The organism is Rhizobium rhizoryzae (assembly GCF_011046895.1).
In the GTDB taxonomy this organism is placed as follows: domain Bacteria; phylum Pseudomonadota; class Alphaproteobacteria; order Rhizobiales; family Rhizobiaceae; genus Neorhizobium; species Neorhizobium rhizoryzae.
On sequence record NZ_CP049250.1, the window covers coordinates 1,542,294 to 1,562,550 of the forward strand.

20 protein-coding genes are annotated in these 20,257 nt (G+C 59.3%); 10 read left to right on the plus strand and 10 right to left on the minus strand.

The window, feature by feature from the left end:
* Positions 1–183: 183 nt before the first annotated feature.
* A complete protein-coding gene (locus G6N80_RS13445; protein WP_165134470.1) occupies positions 184–1,389 on the minus strand; it encodes a pyridoxal phosphate-dependent aminotransferase in 1,206 nt (401 codons plus the stop codon).
* Between the two features lie 284 nt (positions 1,390–1,673).
* On the opposite strand from G6N80_RS13445, the gene G6N80_RS13450 reads away from it, so the two are divergent.
* The 4 genes from G6N80_RS13450 (at position 1,674) to G6N80_RS13465 (ending at position 4,966) form a co-directional block, all read left to right on the plus strand.
* Positions 1,674–2,447: an ABC transporter ATP-binding protein gene (locus tag G6N80_RS13450; protein ID WP_165137067.1), complete on the plus strand. Its 774-nt coding sequence runs from the start codon at positions 1,674–1,676 to the stop codon at positions 2,445–2,447.
* Positions 2,448–2,534: 87 nt separating this feature from the next.
* Positions 2,535–3,317 carry a transporter substrate-binding domain-containing protein gene (locus G6N80_RS13455; RefSeq protein ID WP_062555885.1) on the plus strand — a complete coding sequence of 261 codons (783 nt, stop codon included), beginning with the start codon at positions 2,535–2,537 and terminating at the stop codon, positions 3,315–3,317.
* A gap of 108 nt (positions 3,318–3,425) precedes the next feature.
* Positions 3,426–4,157: an ABC transporter permease gene (locus tag G6N80_RS13460; protein ID WP_062555884.1), complete on the plus strand. Its 732-nt coding sequence runs from the start codon at positions 3,426–3,428 to the stop codon at positions 4,155–4,157.
* A complete protein-coding gene (locus G6N80_RS13465) occupies positions 4,154–4,966 on the plus strand; it encodes an ABC transporter permease (protein WP_062555883.1) in 813 nt (270 codons plus the stop codon). The genes G6N80_RS13460 and G6N80_RS13465 overlap by 4 nt, the downstream gene beginning before the upstream one ends.
* Here G6N80_RS13465 and G6N80_RS13470 read toward each other — a convergent pair.
* Both G6N80_RS13470 and G6N80_RS13475 read right to left on the minus strand, forming a co-directional pair.
* A complete protein-coding gene (locus G6N80_RS13470) occupies positions 4,950–6,245 on the minus strand; it encodes an MFS transporter (protein ID WP_246251484.1) in 1,296 nt (431 codons plus the stop codon). The two genes, G6N80_RS13465 and G6N80_RS13470, sit on opposite strands and share 17 nt — an antisense overlap.
* Positions 6,139–7,512, minus strand: a complete 1,374-nt coding sequence (locus G6N80_RS13475) for an LLM class flavin-dependent oxidoreductase (protein ID WP_165134476.1) — start codon at positions 7,510–7,512, stop codon at positions 6,139–6,141. Before G6N80_RS13475 ends, G6N80_RS13470 begins: the two co-directional genes overlap by 107 nt.
* A gap of 90 nt (positions 7,513–7,602) precedes the next feature.
* Here G6N80_RS13475 and G6N80_RS13480 point away from each other — a divergent pair, with 90 nt between their 5' ends.
* Positions 7,603–8,172, plus strand: a complete 570-nt coding sequence (locus tag G6N80_RS13480; protein ID WP_165134479.1) for a helix-turn-helix domain-containing protein — start codon at positions 7,603–7,605, stop codon at positions 8,170–8,172.
* Between the two features lie 113 nt (positions 8,173–8,285).
* Here the strand turns inward: G6N80_RS13480 and cydB are convergent, their stop codons facing one another.
* The 3 genes from cydB to G6N80_RS13495 form a co-directional block, all read right to left on the minus strand.
* The gene (gene cydB, locus G6N80_RS13485) at positions 8,286–9,290 is read right to left on the minus strand and encodes a cytochrome d ubiquinol oxidase subunit II (RefSeq protein ID WP_165134482.1); all 1,005 of its coding nucleotides are present in this window, start codon (positions 9,288–9,290) and stop codon (positions 8,286–8,288) included.
* Complete coding sequence (locus G6N80_RS13490; RefSeq protein ID WP_165134485.1) at positions 9,280–10,707, minus strand: cytochrome ubiquinol oxidase subunit I; 1,428 nt, start codon at positions 10,705–10,707, stop codon at positions 9,280–9,282. The genes cydB and G6N80_RS13490 overlap by 11 nt, the downstream gene beginning before the upstream one ends.
* 218 nt (positions 10,708–10,925) lie before the next feature.
* Positions 10,926–11,741: an endonuclease/exonuclease/phosphatase family protein gene (locus G6N80_RS13495; protein ID WP_062555877.1), complete on the minus strand. Its 816-nt coding sequence runs from the start codon at positions 11,739–11,741 to the stop codon at positions 10,926–10,928.
* A gap of 90 nt (positions 11,742–11,831) precedes the next feature.
* Here G6N80_RS13495 and G6N80_RS13500 point away from each other — a divergent pair, with 90 nt between their 5' ends.
* A complete protein-coding gene (locus G6N80_RS13500; protein WP_244484787.1) occupies positions 11,832–12,782 on the plus strand; it encodes a putative bifunctional lysylphosphatidylglycerol flippase/synthetase in 951 nt (316 codons plus the stop codon).
* Here the strand turns inward: G6N80_RS13500 and G6N80_RS13505 are convergent.
* Together G6N80_RS13505 and G6N80_RS13510 are read right to left on the minus strand one after the other, a co-directional pair.
* Positions 12,756–14,249, minus strand: coding sequence for a phospholipase D-like domain-containing protein (locus tag G6N80_RS13505; protein ID WP_246251485.1), 1,494 nt, complete (start codon positions 14,247–14,249; stop codon positions 12,756–12,758). The genes G6N80_RS13500 and G6N80_RS13505 overlap by 27 nt on opposite strands.
* A 92-nt stretch (positions 14,250–14,341) precedes the next feature.
* Positions 14,342–14,500 carry a hypothetical protein gene (locus G6N80_RS13510; RefSeq protein WP_165134491.1) on the minus strand — a complete coding sequence of 53 codons (159 nt, stop codon included), beginning with the start codon at positions 14,498–14,500 and terminating at the stop codon, positions 14,342–14,344.
* Between the two features lie 97 nt (positions 14,501–14,597).
* Here G6N80_RS13510 and G6N80_RS13515 point away from each other — a divergent pair, with 97 nt between their 5' ends.
* A complete protein-coding gene (locus G6N80_RS13515) occupies positions 14,598–15,104 on the plus strand; it encodes a ferritin-like domain-containing protein (protein WP_062555987.1) in 507 nt (168 codons plus the stop codon).
* 2 nt (positions 15,105–15,106) lie between these two features.
* On the opposite strand, the gene G6N80_RS13520 is transcribed toward G6N80_RS13515, so the two are convergent.
* Positions 15,107–15,301 (minus strand): hypothetical protein, encoded by a 195-nt coding sequence (locus G6N80_RS13520; protein ID WP_062555875.1) that lies wholly within the window; start codon positions 15,299–15,301, stop codon positions 15,107–15,109.
* Positions 15,302–15,481: 180 nt separating this feature from the next.
* Complete coding sequence (locus G6N80_RS13525) at positions 15,482–15,694, minus strand: hypothetical protein (protein WP_062555874.1); 213 nt, start codon at positions 15,692–15,694, stop codon at positions 15,482–15,484.
* 130 nt (positions 15,695–15,824) lie between these two features.
* Between G6N80_RS13525 and G6N80_RS13530 the strand changes: the two genes are divergently transcribed.
* The 3 genes from G6N80_RS13530 to G6N80_RS13540 all read left to right on the plus strand — a co-directional run bounded on the left by G6N80_RS13530 (position 15,825) and on the right by G6N80_RS13540 (position 20,211).
* Positions 15,825–17,648: a sensor histidine kinase gene (locus G6N80_RS13530; protein WP_425503924.1), complete on the plus strand. Its 1,824-nt coding sequence runs from the start codon at positions 15,825–15,827 to the stop codon at positions 17,646–17,648.
* A gap of 2 nt (positions 17,649–17,650) precedes the next feature.
* Positions 17,651–19,018, plus strand: coding sequence for a sigma-54-dependent transcriptional regulator (locus tag G6N80_RS13535; RefSeq protein WP_210300805.1), 1,368 nt, complete (start codon positions 17,651–17,653; stop codon positions 19,016–19,018).
* Between the two features lie 212 nt (positions 19,019–19,230).
* Positions 19,231–20,211, plus strand: a complete 981-nt coding sequence (locus G6N80_RS13540) for a tripartite tricarboxylate transporter substrate-binding protein (protein ID WP_062555872.1) — start codon at positions 19,231–19,233, stop codon at positions 20,209–20,211.
* The last annotated feature ends 46 nt before the right edge of the window (positions 20,212–20,257 follow it).

The following is a 20,257-nucleotide window of genomic DNA, read 5'->3' on the forward strand; positions in this document are numbered from 1 at the left end:
AGGCTTCTGCTGCGCCTGTTATCGGGGGCTAAGTGTTAATTCTAAATCACCAAGCTTGCCGCTGACGGACCTCAAATCCGTCAGGGTTACCCAATATGCAAGGCGAGCGAAAAAAATGACCGCAACAGAGGGATGTTCCGGTCACATCAATTCCGCCTGAGCCGTAACGAAGGGCACAGGTGGTCAGGCGCCCAGATGCGCCCGTTCTTCGGCGGGCATGGCGGCCAGCCGCCCGGCAAGGTTTGCCATGCGGCGGACCGCTTCCTCCAGCACATCATCCGGAACGGTGAGTGAAATCCGGATGAACCCTGCCGCCTGATGGCCGAAGGAAGAGCCTGGCATGACTGCCACCTGCTCCTTGCGCAACAGCTCCCAGGCATAGTCGGCGCCTCCAAGACCGGTGGCGGTAACATCCACCACCACAAACATGCCGCCTTCCGGCATCATGGGCTTCAGGAGGTTGCTGCCGGCCAGCGTCTTCTGAACGATCTCGGCACGGCGGCTGTAATTGTCGCGCATGATGCCTGCCGTCTCGAAGGGGCGGGAGAGCGCCAGTGCAGTCATGTCAGAGATGAAGGGCTGCACGCCAAACAGCATGGTTTCCGACACGGGCAGAAGTTTCTCGCAGAACTCTTCCGGTCCCGCTGCCCAGCCGCTGCGGAAGCCCGGCGCCGCGTGGGATTTGGAAATCGAAGAGACGACGATGGTACGCTCTGCCAACTCCGGCATATCGAAAGGAGAGGCAAAAGCATCGCCGAAAATCAGCTGTTCATAAACCTCGTCGCACACGATCCAGAGGTCGTGCTTCTTGCAGATTGCGCCTATGGCCGCGATTTCCTGTCCGGTGAGGACGGCACCGGTCGGGTTGTGCGGCGTATTGAGAAGAAGGACGCGGGCTTCCGGCGTGACTGCACGCTCCAGATCCTCAGCCTGCATGTGGAAGCGGTGCTCAGGCCGCAGGGGAACGGGGATGAGATGCGCACCCGTCGAGGCGATTACGCCTTCATAGGTCGCATAGAGCGGGTCGCCGACCAGAACTCCATCACCAGCTTCTGCCAGTCCCATCATGACCGCGTAAAGTGCCGATTGTGTGCCCGGAAAGCAGAGGAAGTTCTTTTCGCTGACACCGGGTCGCCGCTTCGAATATTTCGCGATCAGGGCTTTCAGAACGGCAGGCTCGCCGCGTCCGTTCGAATAGCGGGTGCGGCCTGCATACATGGCTCGCGAGCATTCGGCGAGCAGATCTTCGTGCGGCGGCAGATCGGGTTCACCAATGGTGAGCTCAATGATGGGCTGCCCCTCCGCCTTCATGCGTCTGGCCGTGGCGTGCAGAGCCCAGCGGCCTGAGCCGAGATCCGCAAGACGATCGGTTATGGATGCATAGCGCACGGAAAACCCTCCGTTGAAATCGATGTGAGGCCGTTTAACCCGATCCTCCTGCCACGGCAATGCACCCATGCAAACTGTTGCGTCCCGGATACGGGGAACACACCCAGCAAAGTTCTGGATACTCGCTTGCGAGCCGGGAGCGAGACTTTTAAGTGCTTGAGTAATTTTCGAACAAGTGCAAAAGTCAGTGCTTATTTGCAGCGCCAGCACTGCCTCACAAGAAGAAATGCTGGGGGAAAATGGACAAGGTTGATCGGCAGATAAATGCCGACGGTGAAGGTAACATGACGGACAAGGCGCAAGCCATTGAAGTTCGCGATCTGTACAAGCGTTTCGGCCCGCTGGAGGTTTTGAAGGGGGTTTCCCTCTCTGCCAGCCAAGGGGATGTGATTGCCCTGATCGGTGGGAGCGGATCAGGCAAATCGACCTTTCTCAGATGCATCAACATGCTGGAGCTGCCGACAGCCGGCAGCGTGACCATCCACGGCGAAACGATCGAGATGAAGCAGGACGGTCATGGCGGGCTGATGCCGGCCAATCGCCGCCAGATCCAGCGCATCCGTACCAAGCTCGGCATGGTGTTCCAGAGCTTCAACCTCTGGCAGCATATGACAGTCCTGCAGAACGTCATCGAGGTCCCGGTGCATGTACTCGGTCAGCCGAAGGATCAGGCGATTGCCGTTGCAGAGACCCTGCTTCGTCGCGTGGGACTTTACGAAAAGCGCGATGCCTATCCGGCATTTCTGTCCGGCGGCCAGCAACAGCGTGCTGCCATTGCCCGTGCGCTGGCCATCCAGCCGCTGGTGATGCTGTTTGACGAGCCGACCTCGGCGCTCGATCCTGAGCTGGTTGGCGAGGTGCTTTCCGTGATCGGCGATCTCGCCAGGGAGAACCGCACGATGATCCTGGTAACCCACGAAATGAAGTTTGCGCGACAGGTGGCAAGTCACGTCATCTATCTGCATGGCGGCGTTATCGAGGAGCAAGGCCCGCCAGAGGCTATCTTCGAAAACCCTCAATCGGAGCGGCTGAAGAAGTTCATCAGCTCCATTCACTGAGTAAGCATTTCCAGGAAAAGTGTCATTGCGGTTTTCCGTCCGGACATGCGTAAAAGCAAAACCAGAAAAATCTCGAAAGGGGAAATCATGAAAAACTTCGTTCGCACCACTGCCCTCGCGCTCTGCATGACAGCGGCAGCCTTTGCCTCGGCCTCCGCGCAGGAGGTCAAGGTTGGCGTCGATTCCGGTCCGTACCCGCCATTCAGCTCGCCGGATGCCAGCGGCAAGTGGGTTGGCTGGGAAATTGAAATCATGGATGCGCTGTGCGCCGAAGCCAAGCTGAAGTGTGTTCTGACGCCGCTCGCCTTCGATGGCCTCATTCCTGCGCTCACCTCGAAGAAGATCGACGCCATCATGAGCTCGATGTCGATCACCGACGAGCGCAAGAAGATGATCGATTTCTCCGATAAATATTACAACACGCCGACCGCCGTCATCGGTCCGAAGGGCGTGAAGTTCGAGCCGACGGCTGAAGGCCTCAAGGGCAAGATCATCGGCGTTCAGGTTTCGACCATCCATGCCGAATATGCCCAGAAGTATTTCGGCAAGGCAGTTTCCGAGATCAAGGAATACCAGACGCAGGACGAGGCCAATGCGGACCTCGCAGCCGGTCGCCTCGATGCGATCCAGGCCGACCTGATCACGCTCGACGCCTTCCTGAAGACAGATGCCGGCAAGGCCTGCTGCGAGCTGAAGGGTAACGTCAAGGACGATCCGGCTATCCTTGGCTCGGGTGTCGGCGTTGGTCTTCGCAAGGAAGATACGGCCATGAAGGACAAGTTCAACGCAGCCATCAAGGCCATCCGTACGAACGGCACCTACGACACGATTTCGAAGAAGTATTTCGACTTCAACATCTACGGCAAGTAAGCAGATCTTCTTTGTGGCCGGGTTCTTTCAGTTGAAGGAACCCGGCTGTTTGCTTATTCTGGATTGAAACGTACTGTTTCAATAATCTAGCCCTGAAAGTCTTCTCCCATGGGCGCAACAAGTTTTGACTTGAGCCTTTTGTCCTTATCTTCCCCCGGCTGGGGTGGCGTGCTGCTCATGGGCCTTTTGATGTCCCTGCAGGTGGCCATCGGTGGCTATCTGCTCGGGCTTCTGATCGGTATCGGCGGCGCGGCGGGAAAGCTCTGGGGCGGCCCCATTCTGCGCGACCTTCTCGAGGTTTACACGACCGTTGTGCGCGGCGTGCCTGAACTCGTGCTGATCCTGATCCTGTATTATGCCGGCACCGATGCGGTGAACCAGCTGATGCAACTTCTCGGGCTTCCCGCGGTCGACATCAGCGGGCTGACGGCGGGGATTTTCGTGATTGGCGTGGTACAGGGCGCCTATTCCACCGAAGTCCTGCGCGGTGCGATTCTTGCGGTGCCTCCGGGTCAGCTGGAGGCGGCGCGTGCCTATGGCATGTCGCCTCTGCTTTCGCTTCGTCGCATCACCTTTCCGGCCATGTTGCCCTATGCCATTCCGGGCCTTTCGAACCTCTGGCTGATTGCTACGAAGGATACGGCGCTGCTGGCGGTCGTCGGTTTTGCCGAATTGACGCTCGTGACGCGGCAGGCGGCTGGCACGACCAAGGCCTTCCTCACCTTCTTCCTTGCGGCGGGTGCGCTCTATCTCATGGTAACCCTGGTTTCCAACCTCATCATCGGGATCATTGAAAAGCGGGCGCGTCGCGGTTTCGCGAGACCGGAAGGTGCCGCATGAGCGAGGTAACCGCTATCCCCGCTTATCAGGCTCCCAAGGCGCGCAGCCTTTTCGAGCCGCATCGCATCTTCCTGATGGTCCTTTTTGCGATCATCCTGCTTTCCATGGCCTGGTTCATGCGCTGGGACTGGATTCCCAAATACCAGACGCGTCTGCTCTGGGGCATCTGGGAAACCATCGTCATGCTGTTTTCGACAGCGATTGCCGGGTTCATCCTCGCCGTGCCTCTGGGGCTCGTGCAAGTAACGGGACCAAAGCCGCTGGCCTGGCTTGCGCGAGGGTTCTGTACGCTGATCCGTGGTACGCCGCTTCTGCTTCAGCTCTGGCTATTGTATTACGGCCTCGGTTCGCTGTTTGCGCAGTATCCGGAAATTCGTCAGTCCTTCCTCTGGCCTTATCTGCGACAGGCATGGCCCTACGGTTTCGCCGCCTTGACCATCTCCTTTGCGGCCTATGAAGGCGAGGTCATGCGTGGCGCCTTTGCAGGCGTGCCGAAAGGGGAGCTGGAAGCTGCCAAGGCCTATGGCATGGGGCGTTTCACCATGTTCCGCCGCATCTGGCTCCCGCGCGCGATCCAGCGGACGCTGCCGACGCTGACGGGCGAAACCGTGATCCAGCTGAAGTCGACGCCGCTGGTGGCAACCGTGACGGTGGTGGATGTCTACGCCGTGATTTCCAAGGTGCGGCAGGATACGTTCCTGACCTACGAGCCGCTTTTGCTGCTGGCCGCCATCTATCTCATCCTGACCGGCATTCTTGTTTTCTCATTCCGGCAGCTGGAGAAGCGAATCCCTAACCGCGGGGTTTGATCTTCAACATCGCCCAGGCTCCGAGGAAGGGGCCTGGCGCAAGGAAGGCAAAACACCATTGCCAGCTTCCAAGGAGCGAAGCGAGCTTTGGCATCAGCCAGATACTGACTACGGTCAGGGCAAAGCCGATACCCATCTGGAAGGACAGGGCGGTGCCGACAAGGTGCCGCTCGGATACTTCCGTGGCCGCTGCCGAAAACTGGGCACTGTCGCCGATGACTGTTATCCCCCAGATCAGCACGACGATCATCAGCAGCCAGAAGGGGCCGTTGAACAGGAAGCCGACCAGAAGCGCACAAGCGCCAGAAGCCAGCATAAAGCCGGCCGTCGTTCTGGCACGCCCGAACCTGTCGGATAGAAGCCCGCCTGCAATGCAGCCGATGACGCCTACAGACAGAGCTGCAAAGGTTGCCAGTGATCCGGCACCCGCCGGACCAGTGGAAAAACCTGCCGGTGCCGCCTTGAGAAAAGCCAGTAGCCAGGCCCACAGGGCATAAAGCTCCCACATATGGCCGAGATAACCGGCGTTCACGAGCATCAAGTCGCGATTGCGGATGATCTGGCCAATCTGGCGCGGGTCAAAGATGGCCCGGGCAAAGGGGTATGGGCCTTCTTCTATCCTGAAAAGGAAGATCGCGGTGGCCACGCAGGCCGACAGCGAGGAGAAAAGGACCACCAGCTGCCAGTTCAACCCCGATGTGAGGCCACGAAACAGATGCGGCAGGGAGGAGCCTGCTGTTAGCGCTGCGATCACGAACCCTAATGCAAGACCTCGGCCCTGCTGAAACCATGTTGCAGCCAGTTTCATGGCGGGCGGATAGACCCCAGCAAGCGCAAATCCGGTGAGGAACCGGCAGACTATCGCGCCAGCAAAGCCCGGTTCCAGCAGCAATGCGGCATTAGCCAGCCCCGCCAGTGCGGCGGATGCGGCGGCCAGACGGTTCATCCGCACGATATCCGGCAAATTGACGAGGCTGGACAGAAGCGCGCCAGTCACGAAGCCGATCTGTACGCCATTGGTCAGCCACGCCGAGGAGCCTTGCGGGAAGGCGAGAGCTGCGCTCATCTCCGGTGCAATGGCCGTTGCCGAAAACCAGCTCGACAGGGACAGGACGACCGCAAGACATACCCATCCAAGGAAGCGCCAGCGATTTTCCTGCGCCATCTGCGTTTCAATCTCTTTGACGGAAGGAGGCTGCCGTGTGGCTTTCGGGTAGCCGAGCGTTTCCGAACAGCTTTTCGCGCAGCGTGCCTTCGCGATATCCGGTCTTGTAGACACCACGCTCCTGCAGGATCGGGATGACATAGGCTATGATGTCGTCGAAGCACTCCGGCACCACGGTGCGCGACAGGTTGAAGCCATCAATGCCTGCCTGTTGGCTCCACGCCATCAGCTGATCGGCAATCTCTTCCGCAGAGCCGACCATGGGCGGTTGGCGGCTTCCCAGCACCATCTGCTCCAGCAGCTTGCGCTTGGTCCATTGCGGTCCGGCGCTGCGGCTGACCGCTTCAACGTTCGAGACAATGGCGTTGCTCTTGCCCGTTTCGATGGGCTCGTCGAGATCGTATTTGGAGAAATCGATGCCTAGCGAGGCGCTGGCATGAACGAGAGCCGCTTCCGAACTCACATAGCGACGATACTCCTCGAATTTCTCTTGCGCTTCCTTCGCTGTTCTGCCGGTGACGATGGTGGCCCCCATGAAGACCTTGATGTCTCCGGCGGAGCGGCCGAGTTCAACGGCTTTTGCCCTGATGTCATCGACGATGGCGCGAACGCCTTCCATCTTCTGGCCGTTGACGAACACGCATTCCGCATGGGTCGCGGCGAACTGTCGTCCGCGCGTGGAAGAGCCCGCCTGATAGAGCACCGGCGTGCGCTGCGGCGAGGGGCTGGAAAGATGCATGGCGTTAAGACGGTACTGCTTCCCCTCATGCCGGATGGCACGAACCTTTGCCGGATCGGCGTATAGGTGGTTCTCACGGTCGAAGCGCACGGCATTATCCGCCCAGCTTTCTTCCCACAGGCGATAGACCACCTGCATATATTCATCCGCCAGATCGTAACGGTCGTCATGGGCGGCCTGCTGGTCCAGCCCGATGGCTTTCGCGGCGCTATCGAGATAGCCGGTCACGATGTTCCAGCCGATCCGCCCGCCCGTGAGGTGATCGAGCGTGGACATGCGGCGGGCAAACAGGAAGGGCGCGTCATAGGTGAGGTTTGCAGTCACCCCGAAGGCCAGATGCTTCGTCACCGCAGCCATGGCAGGCACCAAGAGAAGCGGATCGTTGACCGGCACCTGCGCGGCCCCTTTGAGGGCAGCATCGGCATTGCCACCGTAGACATCGTTGACGCCCACCACATCGGCCAGGAAGATCCCGTCGAACAGCCCTTCCTCCAGCCGTCGGGCATAGTCCATCCAGTAGGAGATCTCGTTGAAGCGATGCGACTGATCGCGCGGATGCGCCCAAAGACCTTGCTGGATATGCCCGACACAGTTCATATCGAACGCGTTGAAGCGAATTTCCTGTTTCGTTCGATCTGCCATGGTTCCCTCTGGTGCCGTTTACGGTCGGCCGAGTGTTTCTTATAGATTTCATTTCGTCTACTATAGGAGACGAAATTTGAGGATTGCAAGATGGATCTGCATGAACAGCAGACAGCGGCGGCGATTGCAGAACGTATCCGGCTGGAGCGGGAGGACCGTGGCTGGTCGCTGAGCGAGCTGGCGGAGCGTTCCGGGGTGTCGAAAGCCATGATCAGCAAGATCGAGCGTTGCGAAGCAAGCCCCACGGCCACGGTTCTCGGGCGGCTATCTGGCGCTTTCGGCCTGCCTCTGTCGCGACTTCTGGCGCTGGCCGAGCAGGCAAGCGAAAGACTGATACGTGCCGACGGACAGGCCATCTGGAAAGATCCGGAAACCGGCTATACGCGTCGCGCTATCTCTCCGGCAACCGGCAACGGTCTGGAATTGCTGGAGGTTACTCTTCCGGCAGGCGTTCGCATTCCCTATCCGGCCTCCGCCTTCGCCTTTCAACGGCAGCAGATCTGGGTAACCGGCGGTGAACTGGAATTCGCCGAGGGTGAGGTGGTCCATCACCTTCGCCAGGGGGATTGCCTGGAACTGGGATCGCCGCAGCCGTGCGTGTTCTTCAATCCGGGCAAGGTAGAAGCGCGCTATGTGATTGCGCTGACCCGGCGGCTTTAAACCTTATGCGCCGAGCCAGAGCTTGATGATGAGGCCGACGATGCCGACGGCCAGAACGCCTGCCATCCACAGACCGACGAACCAGAGAATTTGCCTGACTTTCGTCCCTGCCATCAGTGGTAGCCTTCCTCCGGATCGATCTTCCCGCGGAAGACCCAATAGGCATAGGACGTGTAGATCAGGATGGCCGGGACGAGCACGGCGGCTCCTACCAGCAGGAATTTCAGGCTTTCGTCCGGGGCTGCCGCATCCCAGATGGTGACGGAGGTCGGCACGATATAGGGGTAGAAGCTGATGCCGATACCAATATAGGCCAGCACGAAGAGGCCCAGCGCGCAAAGGAACGGGCGGGTGTCCTTCTTGTGCTGCAGGCCCGTGACAATGCCGTATAATCCAGCGCCGACCAGAAGCGGAACGATGACCGTGAACAGGGCGCCGGGATAGAGAAACCACCGGTCGAGATATTCAGGTTTCAGAAATGGCGTCCACAGGCTGACAATGCCCATGGCGGCCACGGTGCCGAAGGCCGTGACGAATGAAAACCAGCGCGCCCGTTCTGCAAGTTCTCCCGTCGTTCGCATCACCAGCCATGTTGCTCCAAGCAGTGCGTAACCGATCAGGAGCGCAAAGCCCGTCATGATGGAGAAGGGCGTCAACCAGTCCCACCAGCCGCCGGAATAGGCGCGATTGGCAACCGGAATGCCCTGTACCAGAGCGCCAAGCGCCACGCCTTGCGTGAAGGCTGCGACAGTGGAACCACCAGCAAAGGCCCAGTTCCACAGCCATTCGGCCCGTTTTGTGCGCCAGCGATATTCGAAGGCCACACCGCGGAAGATCAGGGCCAGAAGCATGGCGATCAGCGGCGCGTAAAGGGCTGGTAGAATTGTGGCATAGGCAAGCGGGAAGACTGCGAGAAGTCCGCCGCCGCCCAGAACAAGCCATGTCTCATTACCGTCCCACACGGGCGCGACGGAATTCATCATGACATCTCGGTCATGCTTTTCCGGAAAGAATGGAAACAGGATGCCGACACCGAGATCGAAACCATCCAGCACCACATAGGCGAGAACGGCAAAGGCAATGATGGCTGCCCAGATGAAGGGAAGATCAAGCTCCATGATGGGCACCTCCGTGTTTGGCATGGTTTTCGGCAAGTGCCGGGGCAGGCGTAATGCCCGCGCTGCGGATCGGGCCCTGGCCCAGATGCGGTTCCGGGTCACGCGGCAGGCGGCCCATGAGGCGCAGGATGTAGAAGGTGCCGGCACCGAAGACGAGGAAATAGACGATGACGAAGGCGACGAGCGAGGCGCCGACAGCAGGTGCGGAGATCGGCGAGATCGAATCCGCCGTCAGCAGATGGCCGTAAACTGTGTAGGGCTGGCGACCGACTTCGGTGGTAATCCATCCAGCGAGAACAGCAACGAAACCCGCCGGACCCATGACGAGCGCAAAACGATGCAGCCATGCGTTCTGGTACAGCGTGCCGCGGAAACGGCAATAGAGGCTGAAGAGACCGAGACCCAGCATGGCAAAGCCCAGCGCAATCATGACCCGGAATGACCAGAACACGACTGCGACCGGCGGCTGCTTGTCACGCGCAACGGTGTCCAGACCGTTCAGCGGGGCATTCAGATCATGCTTCAGGATCAGGCTCGAAAGCTTGGGGATCTGCACGGCATAATCGATCCGTTGGTTTTCCTGATCGGGGATGCCGAACAAAATGAGCGGCGCTCCATCCGGATGGCTCTCGAAATGGCCTTCCATGGCCATGACCTTGGTGGGCTGATGTTCCAGCGTGTTCAGGCCGTGCATGTCCCCGGCGAAGATCTGGATTGGCGCGACGACGGCAATCATACCCATGGCCATGGAGAACATGGTGCCCGCGCGCAAGGGAGCGGTGCGACGCAGCAGATGCCAGGCACCGACGGCACCAACGACCAGGGCCGTGGTGAGATAGGCAGCCAGAACCATATGCGTGAAGCGGTAGGGGAAGGACGGGTTGAAGATAATCGCCCACCAGTCGGTCGGCACGAACTGCCCCTTGTCATTCATGGCAAAGCCAGCGGGGGTCTGCATCCACGAGTTCACCGACAGGATCCAGGTTGCTGACATTAGCGTCCCGAAGGCCACCATCAGGGTTGCGAAAAAATGCAGGCCGGGACCGACACGCTTTCGCCCGAACAGCATGACACCGAGGAAACCCGCCTCCAGGAAGAAGGCGGAAAGCACTTCATAACCCATCAGCGGCCCGATCACCGGCCCTGCCTTATCCGAAAAGACGCTCCAGTTTGTGCCGAACTGGTAGGACATGACAATGCCGGATACCACGCCCATACCGAAGGCCAGCGCGAAAATCGTTTTCCAGAAATCGAAAAGTTCCAGATAGACCGGCTTCTTCGTCCACAGATACAGCCCTTCCAGAACGGCCAGATAGCTCGCAAGCCCGATGGAGAAGGCTGGAAAGATGATGTGGAAGGATACGGTAAACGCAAACTGGATTCGCGCCAGAAGCGTTGCGTCAAAGTGCTCGAACATTGTCTCGCCCTCATTGTGGACCTCGTCCCCCGAAATCCTGTTAATGAGAGCTATGTGGCTGTCGCTTGACGTTTAGCAATAGGAAGTTTGGTCGCAGGCGCGAATGGTCGCACGTATTGCGCTATGTCAAAGAAAGGGCGCCTCCTCGAAAAACGAGGGGACGCCCAAGGGGGGAGGTTCTATGACGCTGCCGCTCTGGCTCTCGCCTGTGCGACAGCTTAAAAACGGCTCGGCGGCATCATTGTTCCGTATCCTGCAAGATTAATCAAAGATTGAGCAGAAACTTCCACAACTGCCAGCAAGGGCAGATGGTCGGATGCGATCCGGGTGGCCTCGTTCCTGACGGCTTCAGCGGACAGGATGCGCGGACCATTTGCGGTAAAGATATGGTCCAGTCTCAACAGCGGAAAGCGCGAGGGAAATGTCGGATCGGGGCGTCGTCCCGTCTGCTGCTTGGGATCCTGCAGAGGTTTCAGCAAATTGCGATAGGCTGCGGATGACGGAATGGAGTTGAAGTCGCCCATCACGATGAGGGGTTTATCCACGCAGTCGGGGTGACCGATCCAGTCCGAGCCTGTCAGTTCTTCCGTCTGCCGCAGGCGATCGCGTCGCAACAGGCCAAGATGGGTGTTGAAGACGTTGACCTTCACTGCGCCCACCTCGACCTCAGACCATATTGCTCCGCGGGGTTCTCCATAGGATTGCAGGCCGCCCGCCCGGACCAGCCGCACCGGCAGCGCGGTCAGAAGCGCATCTCCGTAGAGCTCCTCCTCGACGCTGAGAGCCGGGTGAAAATGAAAATCCATCTTCAGCCGATTGGCGATGACTTCCGCCTGGTCGATGCCGCCGCTTCGACGCCGGCGAACATCCAGTTCCTGCAGGCCGATGATATCCGGCTTCAACGACGCGATCACGTCCGCGACGCGACCTGGATCGAGCTTTCGGTCGGTGCCCACGCAGCTGTGAACGTTATATGAGAGAATTCGAATGGTCCGGCTGCTCCGAGGCGCCGTATTGATGTCAGGTTCGATCATGACGCGGGGAACCCCTTGAGGCTGCGTTTCGTTCCCTCAAACCCTGCAACTGCGGTCCTTTGCGACGAAACGGAAGGACGAGGAGACATCGTGAGACGGCATCTTCTTCGTATACTCATTCTGCTGATCATCTGTGTGGCGCTCGTTCTGGTGTATCGCAGTCTCAGTCGCTACAGTCTGGAGGACATTACATCCTCACTATCGCAAATTCCGTCCTACCGGATCATAACCGGCTTCCTCTGCGTCATTGCATCCTACATCTGCCTCTCGCTCTTCGATTATCTTGGCTTGCGCTATGTCGGAAAGGGGCAGGCCTATCCAAGGGCGGCGCTCGCATCTTTCTGTGCCCTGTCCATTGGCCACAATGTAGGGGGAGCCGCTCTTTCAAGCGGCGCCGTCCGGTATCGGTTCTACACGCGTTGGGGACTGAGCGGGGATGAGGTTGCGAAAGTCATTCTGTTCTGCGGTGCGACCGTTCTGCTGGGCCTCAGCATGTTGGCGGCCATTGCGCTGATCTTGATGCCCCCGACCGGAGAGACGATCCTGCAGCTTGATCCCGGTCCGCGAAAACTGCTGGGGCTGGCATTTCTTGCCTATCCGGTTGCCTATGTCATTTGCTCGATCTGGGGTCGCCCACCCCTGAAATTCCGCTCCTTCCGCATGGAAATGCCGACCACGTCCATGTGTATCGCGCAAATTGCTGTGGGAACGGTCAATTTCGGCTTCGTGGCTGCTGCTCTGCATCAACTGCTGACCGCCTTCACCGATGCGGGCTATCTGCAAGTGGCAAGTGCCTATGTAACAGCAACGATTGCCGCCATGCTCAGCCATGTCCCGGGAGGGTTGGGGGTTCTGGAGGCGACCATGCTGATGGTGCTGCCTGCCGGCGCATCCATCGGGTCTCTGGTTGCTTTCCGCGTTCTCTACTACTTCGTGCCGCTTCTCATCGGCGCGCCGCTGTTTCTGTTGACAGAGATTCTGGCGCGCCGGGAAGGTCCGGGTCGTTCCGAGCCGTCAGGTGAAGCTGCGCATCAGGCGTGACAATGCCCAGCGCGTGCCGACCTTCAACTGGCGGAATGGCCAGAAGGGTCGGCGCGGATCGATCAGCGAGGTGCCGATCAGCGAATCCGTCTCTCCGTGCAGCACATCGACGTTGAAATGACGCAAGCCCCGACGCTGATTGTTCAGCCGTTCGATCGTGCGGATCAACGAGCCAGTTTCCTCGACAAGGCTGGCAACGGCTTCCGGCGTCGAGCCGAGATGTTCAGCGAGGAGATCATGACGAAGATCGAGTACAGCCTTTCGATCTTCTGCCTTCTCGGGTTCGAACGCCAGATCGGATTCCGTATCCAGACCTTCGGATCGGTTATTGAGGTTGGATGATCCAATGCGGATGAAACGGTCATCGATGATGACGAGCTTGGCATGGACGATAATTTCCGTCTCCTTGCCTTCTTCATCCTGTGTCACCGAGTAATAGACGCGCAGGCGATTATAGCGGTCATGACGTTTCATGCGCCGGATGAGACGGGTCCGATTATGACCCATCATAAGCTTTTCCAGAAAGCCGTGCGATTCCTGGGTCACGAGAATGATGATTTCCGGTCCATCCGCCTCCGCAAGCCGATCCATGATCGTGCGCGCAACGGCAAAGGAGGCGAGATATTGCGATTCCAGGTAGATGTGGCTCCGCGCGGCGCGCAGGGCATCATGCGTCAACTGGATGGCTTCGCGACGTCCGCGGCGACCGTTCCACTTCAGCGGTTCGGTGAGAGCAAGGGCGACGGGGCAATCGGTCAAGACCGGTGCCAGGTCCGTCGGCCAGAGATCGTCAGAACTTGGCTGGCCAGGCGCCAGTTCCTGCTTCGTCGCCCATTTCCAGCGCTTGCGGCATGCATCGCCCACCAGCCTTGCGGCATCGCCGGATACGATCGACTGCGCATCGTGAACAGGGCCGTAGCAGGTTCCATCCGGCGAGCAGCGCAGCTTGTTCGGAATGGAATGATTGCGATCGTCCCAGCGGCGGGCGGTCAGGTCTATGCCGCCGAGGAAGGCAACCGTATCGTCGACGCAGACCATCTTCTGATGGTGGCTGGCGCGGATTGGGTGGCGGAAGTCGAATTCCATAATGATGCGGGGATGGTCGTTCCAGCCCGTCTTGCGGAATATCTTCAGGCTCTTGCCGGAATAGACCGGTCCCATGCCCCAGACCAGAATGCGGACGATGAGATCCGGCTGGGAATCCACACGCTGGCGAAGGATCTGGCCAAGCGTCGGACTGCCAGGAACCTCGGGCTGAAGGCGGATATGGGGGTTGAAGTCCCAACCGACGATGAAGATCGAATGACGAGCCTTGTAGAGAACCTGCTCGAGCCTGCGATAGTATTCCGCACCGTCGATCAGGAATGCCGCCTTGTCGCATCTTGAACTGCGCCAGGCATTGCGGCCAGGCTGAACGATGCTGCCTGTTGCCGATGTATCCGTTTCTGCCGATGATCTGTAGTCCACGGTCTTCACCCCTTCGCTATCCGTGCCGCAACAACGCATCGGCCGCGCGCGGGTTCCGTGGCGGCCGATGGTGGATGGCGAAGGGCTTTTCTTTAGCGAACCTGCATGGGGGGATCGCGCGTCTCATCCGGGTTCGGAACCGGCTCCTCGTCCGGTAGACGGTCGGGTTCCGGCTCCTCGATGGGTGGTTCGGGCACCCATGTGGGCGCCGGCATCGGAGGCTGCTCGCTGGGATCGCGGGGATCAGACATCCACTTTTCCTCTTGGTTTCTGCTGACACCAACCCACATCAGTGGAAATGGTTCCGGCCGAATGCTGGTTGGCGGGTTCGGGAAAAAGGAGAATGAAATGACCCATGCTCGAGATCATTTCGCCGTCTGGCTTCGTGATGCGCATGCCATGGAAGTTCAGGGCGCGACCATGCTGCGCAGCCAGATCGGCCGCATCGAGAACTATCCGGACCTGCGCGAGCGGTTGCAGGAGCATCTTGGTGAAACCGAAGACCAGGCCCAATCTTTGCGGGAGTTGATGGAGCGTGCACCCGGTCCGCAGTCAGTGCTGAAGGATGTCGCCAGCAAACTGTCGGCGACCGCGCAAGGTCTCACCGGCCTGCTTGCCAGTGACGAGATCGTGCGTATCTGCACCAGCATCTACAGCTTCGAGCATACGGAAATCGCCACGTATCGCGTACTCTATGCAGCCGCCGACGAGATCGGCGACGGCAAGGCTGTCGATGTATTGGGTAAGATTATCGAACAGGAGAAAGCCATGGCTGACTGGATAGAGAGCTATCTGGACGGCGTGACCCGCCTCTATCTCATGCGTGAGGAACGCGACCTCATCGCGAAGCGATGACTTCATCGCGCCTTGAAACGCTGGGTCAACTCATCCGGATCACGCACACCGGCCTGGTACAGTTCGATGATCTGTGCTGCGATGTGGCTTGCATCGCTTGACCGGATTTCTATGCCTTTTGTTTGTCTGATGCCATCAAAGATCGACTGGAGAAACTCCAGGTCGCGTGGTTCGAGTGTGGATTTGTCAAAATTCATATCTCGCCTCCATGAGGAGGGCGAAAGTCACCGGGCGCATGGGCCACGGTCTTCCAGCCGCCGATGCCCGTTCAATCAATCGACGGTAATATGAGTGTACGCTTATCAACGAGGAATGCAACCGGACGCATCTTCACGAAATCCGAAGTGTTCGTGAAGGTGCGGCCTTTTTCCTGTTACTCAGGAAAGCTTGTTGGAATCGTGATCCTGATATTGCTCGGTCTGGATCGCCTTGCTGTCGAGCCCACGTTCGCGGGAATGCTGAGCCTTGTCGCGGTTCGAGAGGATCATGTTGTCGTTGACCTTATCCTTGTCGAGATCGGTCATGGCGCCGGCGCCAGATTGCTTTCCGTGTGAACTTGCGCCGATATGTTTCGAACTTGCATTGGCCATTCTTATCTCCTGCGTTTCAGGCTTACGCTCACCAAACCGCCTGCTGCGCCCATTGATCCCGTTTCCGAAGCAACTTGTATCTGCCCGAGATTTCAGCCACCCTTTAGGGTGAGGACCAGGAGGATAAGGGTTGGGGAAGCGATATCTGTCGGCATTGGTCGGCTTTATCCTGATCGGTGTCGTTTTCGCCATCCACGGCGGCGACATCATCAAGGCGCGCTATCTCGCCGAAGCAGCGACGCAGGGCGGTACCACCTTGAGGCTGGCCGTGTCGGCGCTCGAGGGGCACCTCAAGCGTTATGAGGCACTACCGGCGCTGATTGCAGATCAGCCTGACATCGAGGCCCTGATTCTCCAGCCGGACAACCTGATCCGCCGTCATTCCACCAATCTCTATCTCGCCAACATCAATGCGCTTCTGAAATCCTCCGACATCTATATGCTGACAATGGACGGCGAGACGATCGCCGCCAGTAACTTCGACCTGCCCACCAGCTTTATTGGCCAGAATTTCAGCTACCGTCCCTATTTCCAGGAGGCGGCCAAGGGCAAGCAGGCCCGCTTCTATGCGCTGGGCACCACATCGGCCAAACGCGGCTATTATTTTTCTTCGCCCATCGAGATTGGCGGCATCGTTCGGGGCGTGATCGTCTTCAAGGTCGATATCGATGTGCTGGAAGCCTCATGGGAAGGAGGGGATGCACGCATCTTCGTGTCCGATCCCGAAGGCATCATTTTCATGACGGGCAGCCCGCACTGGCTCTATCATTCGATCCTGCCGCTGACGCAAGAGAGAATTGACCGGACCTCCGCCTCGCGTCGCTACTCCGATGCCGTGCTCAAACCGCTTCCCTTCACCGAACGCGTCGAGGATGGCCACCGGATCATGAGCGTTGCCGAAGCAGGTGGAACGCGCGATTACCTGGTGCTGTCTCAAAGCATGCCGGATGCGGACTGGACCGTGAATGTGCTTACGGACACGGCCTCGGCGCGGGCGCAGGCGCAGACCGTCGTGATTGCCGTTCTGCTGGTCCTGTGTCTGGTGGGCCTCGGTGTTGCAATCCTGATGCAGCGCCGCGCACGGCTGGACGAGCGGCTGCATCTGCAGGAGGCCGCCCAAGTGGAACTGGAGCGCCGGGTCGAGGAGCGCACAGCGGATCTCGCGCGGGTCAACACCCGCATCGAGGAAGAGATCGCCGAACGCCGCGCAACGGAACTTCAATTGCGCCAGACACAGGCAGACCTGATCCAGGCCGGAAAGCTTGCGGGTCTTGGCCAGATGTCGGCCGCACTTTCCCACGAATTCAACCAGCCGCTCGCGGCAGCCAAGACCTATTCCGACAGTGCGGATGTCCTGATCGAGCGTGGCAGGCTCGAAGAAGCGCGCGACAATATCCGGCGTATTTCGGCGCTCATCGACCGAATGGCCTCCATCTCGCGTCACCTGCGCAATTTTGCGCGCAAACCGAACGAGAAACTGAGCGGCGTGGCGCTGGATGACGTCATCCGCGATACGCTGGAGATCGTCTCGACCCGCCTGAAGAGCGCGCAGGCGGAGATCGATATGTCGCTTCCCCGCGATATCCCGCCCGTACTCGCCGGGTCCATTCGCCTGCAGCAGGTTCTGGTCAATATCATCACCAATGCAGCGGATGCGGTCGAAGGTCTCGACGACAGGCGTATCGAACTGACGGTCGATGTGGATGAGATGGTGCATATTCGCGTACGCGACCATGGCGCGGGTGTCGCGGCGGCGATCAGCGAGCGCATTTTCGATCCGTTTTTCACCACCAAAGGTGTTGGCAAGGGCTTGGGACTCGGCCTGTCCATATCCTATAACATCATCAAGGATTTCGGTGGCAGCCTGAGCGTCGCGAACCACCCGGATGGCGGGGCGGTCTTCACGATCTCGCTCATGGCGGCAACCGGGCAGGTGGGCCTAGCGGCGGAGTGAGCATGCAGCGTGTATTACTGGCGGATGACGAGGAGGAGCTTCGCCGTTCCACAGCCCAGGCGCTGGAGCTTTCCGGCTTTCAGGTCCAGACCCTTGCGAGTGCCGAACAGGTTCTGGAACTCATCGGCTACTCCTTCGAGGGCGTGATCGTCAGCGACATTCGCATGCCCGGCATGGACGGCATGACCCTGATGCAGCGTGTCCGTGAACTGGATGCCGAAATCCCCGTCATTCTGGTCACCGGTCATGGCGATGTGCAATTGGCCGTCAAGGCCATGCGCGAGGGCGCCTATGATTTCATCGAGAAGCCGTTCACTACGTCGCATCTGGCTGGCGTGTTGCGCCGTGCTCAGGACCGCCGCAACCTGGTGCTGGAAAATCGGCGGCTTCGCGCGGTCGCGGGCAAGCGCGACGATATCGAGACTCGGCTGCCGGGGCGTACGCAGGTCATGGTCGATCTTCGCTACCAGATCCGCGCCATCGGTGCCGCGGATGCCGATACGCTGATCATTGGCGAGACAGGGGTCGGCAAAGAGGTGGTGGCGCGCGCCTTGCACGATGTCAGCGCCCGCGCCAACCGTCCCTTCATTGCCATCAATTGCGCGTCGCTGCCGGAAACCTTGATCGAGAGCGAACTTTTCGGGCATGAGGCAGGCGCGTTTCCCGGCGCGCTCAGACCTCGCTACGGCAAGTTCGAGCACGGGCGGGGCGGCACGATCCTGCTCGATGAAATCGGGTCCATGCCCATCGATCTCCAGGCGAAGTTCCTGCGCGTCCTGCAGGAAAGGGTCATCACCCGGCTGGGCTCCAATGAGCCGGTAGGACTCGATGTGCGTTTCATTGCAACGAGCAAGGTGGATCTGGAGGCAGAGGTTGCCGCGGGCCGCTTCCGCGCCGATCTCCTTTATCGTTTGAACGTGGTGACCCTGCGGGTCCCCTCTCTGGCACAACGCCGGGCGGACATCCCGCTTCTGTTTCTGCAGCTCGTTCGCGAGGCGGCGGCTCGCTATGGCCGGGAAGACATGGATGTGCCGCAGGAAGTGGTCATGTCCGTTGCGCAACGGGACTGGCCGGGAAATGTCCGTGAATTGCGCAATGCAGCCGATCGTCTCGTTCTTGGCCTGGACATGCGACCCGGCGATGGCGGCGCGCTGGTCAAGCCGGAGAGCGGTCGCCTGGCCGACCGTGTTGCGGCGTTCGAACGGAACATCATTGCCGCAGCAATCTCGGCCAATGGCGGCGCCCTCAAACCCGTCTACGAGCAGCTGGGAATCAGCCGAAAGACGCTTTACGAGAAAATGCAGAAGTATGGTCTCGACAAGAAACTTCTGTCTCCGGACGGGCTTGCGGAACTGGGCGAAGAGATCTGACGGACCAATTGACGGCGTGATGGGTGGAAATCCACACATGGGGTGATGGGCTTGGGGCGGAATCCACCCATGATCACGCAGGGACAGTCACACTTGTGACCATTCGGTGGCAGGAAGCGGTTGCTCGCGCCCACGATCCTCAGCCACATAGTCGCCATCCGGTCGTTGCGGGAGGAGCCGCGACACCGTCGATTGTCATGAGGAGGATGACCATGAAGCTTTTTAAGGCTCTCGCTTGCGCAACTGCATTTGCCGCCGTTGCTTTCTCGTCCGTTGCACAGGCTGCCGGTTACCCTGAGCGGTCGATTACCATGATCGTGCCGTTCTCTGCAGGTGGCCCGACCGATACGGTTGCACGCCTCGTTGCAGAATCCATGTCGAAGGATCTCGGTCAGCAGATCATCATCGAAAACGTCGGCGGCGCTGGCGGAACACTCGGTGCCGGCCGCGTGGCGAAGGCGGATGCAGATGGTTACACGCTGCTCCTTCACCACATAGGTATGGCAACCAGCGCGACCCTCTATCGCAAGCTGCCCTATGATACGCTGAAGGACTTCGAATATGTTGGTCTCGTCACTGACGTTCCGATGACCATCGTGACCCGCAAGGACATGGCAGCAAAGGATCTCAAGGGTCTCATCGAGTTCGCCAAGGCCAACAAGGACAAGGTGACAGTAGCCAATGCCGGTATCGGTGCCGCATCCCACCTGTGCGGCATGATGTTCATGAGCGCGATCCAGACCCCTCTGGTCACTGTGCCTTACAAGGGTACGGGCCCTGCGATGACCGACCTTCTGGGCGGTCAGGTCGACATCATGTGCGACCAGACGACCAATACGACGAAGCAGATCCAGGGCGGTACGATCAAGGCCTATGCCGTGACGTCGCCCAAGCGTCTTGACGTCCTGAAGGATGTACCGACGGCCGTCGAAGCAGGATTGGCTGGCTTTGAAGTCGGCATCTGGCATGGTGTCTACACGCCGAAGGGAACGCCTGCCGCTGTCAACGAGCGTCTGTCCAAGGCGCTGAAGGTGGCGCTGAAGGATCCGAATGTCGTTGCCCGCTTCGCTGAACTTGGAACCGTGCCGTCCCCTGAAGCGGATGCCACGCCCGCTGCCCTGAAAGCCAAGCTCGAGGGTGAAATCACTCGCTGGCAGCCGGTGATCAAGGCTGCAGGCCAGTACGCGGACTGACATCGACTTGATTGCCGCACGCTCTGGGAACAGGTGTGCGGCACTT